This is a genomic window from Thalassotalea ganghwensis, assembly GCF_053485795.1.
The window spans coordinates 1-2242 of the sequence record NZ_JBQRUM010000043.1; the positions used below are offsets into that span (position 1 = coordinate 1).

2 protein-coding genes are annotated in these 2242 nt (G+C 41.3%); both read right to left on the reverse strand.

What is annotated here, in order from left to right:
* Positions 1-442, reverse strand: a 442-nt coding sequence (locus ACSLUH_RS19305; RefSeq protein WP_448570056.1) for an Ig-like domain-containing protein, incomplete at its 3' end; no start/stop codon positions are given.
* A 279-nt stretch (positions 443-721) separates the two neighbouring features.
* A partial coding sequence (locus tag ACSLUH_RS19310; protein WP_448570057.1) for a hypothetical protein occupies positions 722-2242 on the reverse strand: 1521 nt, incomplete at its 5' end.

Consider the following 2242-nt stretch of genomic DNA (forward strand, 5'->3'; position numbering starts at 1 on the left):
CGGTTGCAACTACGGCGGCATTAGGGATGGGCTCATCGGTAACCACACCAGTTAAGGTCAATGTTAAACTGACGTCGACGGTCACTTCTGCTGAAGCTGTGCCGCCATTACCATCACTGATGGAATAGGAGATAGTTTCCGTGCCCAAAAAAGTATCGGCTGAGGTGTACGATAACGCATTGTTTTCAATAGTTACCGTACCACCATCAGAAGCGGTTGCTTCACTAATGGTTAAAGAGTCACCATCACTGTCCGTATCATTAGCTAAAACATCAATGGTGATAGTTTCACTTAATGACGCAGACGCTGTGTCGTTGGCTGCACTAGGGTTATTATTGGTTGGCGTTGGTGGTTGTGGGTTTGAGTCTGAACCTCCACCGCCACAAGCGATTAATGTCGTCGCAAGAACAGACGACATTAGAACGTTGAATACATTCTTCATGATTTATTCCTTGTCTATTATTGTACTTATGTCCACACCACAGCAATTGAACATAATAATGATAGCAGAATTTAATTAGCTTACCTATTTAACAGGTGAAGGTTGTTTTCAGATATGAAGTAGTTGTTTTTTTAGAGGTTCTAATCTCGATAGCGCTTACTAAGCATTTGATATCGTTCACATCCGAACTTAACAACATTTACGTTTAAAATTTGTTGGTTGGTGATAATAAAAATGCTCCGTTAAGGAGCATTTTTTATGCAGAAACAAACATTAAATTTATTGAGCGTTTAAAACTTGCTCTTGTTTTCTATTTAACCAGCTAGCGCTCGGTTTTTGCAATAAAACCGGTGCGGGGTTACTGTTGGCCGTGGTGCGAGGCTTTAGGGTAAAGAAAGTGATAGTATCCGAATAAACACGATCAGTATCAGTGGCCATAGAGCGCATATGAACAAAAAACATATCATCAATTTTGCGTAATGGCTTTATTTCGTACTTCAGATACGGTCCAGCTAGCCCCTCGGTAAACTCCTCTGCTACCAATAGGTTACCCCCGTCACTGAGTTGCCATTCTTGGTAGTAATAGGTTTCGGCTAGGTTGCTTTCAAAGGAGCCTTTATCTTCATTTGGGTAATACTCTATGCCAACACCAGTGTTATAAAACCAAATCGCAAGTGGTTGCTTGGTGCCACCGCTAAAAACGCCATCGGTACCATTCCGTTGCCTGTTGAGATCCCAATAATCACTGTAAAATATCGTATAGTACTCGTAGAGATTAACATCACCGAAGTTAAACCACCAGCTATAGTGAGAGTTTAACAATCCTGCAAAATCTAAATCACCACCAATATCAATGCCTTCATCAAGAAAATGCCAATAATTTGAAGTCAGATCAGATTCTGTAATTGCCACATCCGCTTGTTTGGAAACCATAATATCAGCATAGGCAAAATCTACATCACCGCTCGCATTATAGCGGGTTACTTGCACGCGATTGACACCCTCATAAAGCGTTTGCACTTTCTGGTACTTAATTTTTTCATTGTTCGCTAATGTTAACACTAAGTCACCATTTTCTAGTGACCACATAGCACCAGTGACTTGTGAAGACGTAACGGTTCTATCGCCGTTTAACGTGATAACATCTGCTACTATGATAGAACTGTTGTTATCTTCTGTAATGTAAGGTACCGCAAACGTTGCATTATCGGCGGTTAATTCCTCTTCCGTAAATGTCAGTACAGGATCTTGATGATAAGCTGTTGCTGTTAGGCTAAAGCTGTCACCTGAACGGTTGTATTGGCTATTTTCATATTCCGCTTTATAGGTTGCCTGTACGATATAGCTGCTACTCGTTGCAGACGTATGTACTTGTTGCATTCGCAGTTGCGTTAGCGTTTGCACTCCTAGAACATATACTCGTTCTCCGTCTATCCATTCACGCATCGTAATACTTTGAGTAGGTGGTTCGTCGAAAGTGATGATTTGGCTGCCACTGTCGTCAACAGTCCAGGTAAAGAGTAACTTATTGAGCGGGCTAGTTTTATGAGTGATTAACTGGCCAACGTTATCTTCAGTATTGAGCTCTAGTATCCAGCCATTATCAGGGTTGCCACCATAATAATTGCTAAAATCTTGTTTAGAGAAATTAATTCTTACTTGTTCTGGTATCGCTTCGGCATCTAGCGGTGCGACTAATTCCGGGTCGCTTGCCATTTCTGCAAAAAGGGCTTGTAATTCACTCTCACTCAATGCTTCAATTGCAGCGTTTGCTTGCTCTTCATCAAGTGCTAAGTCTAA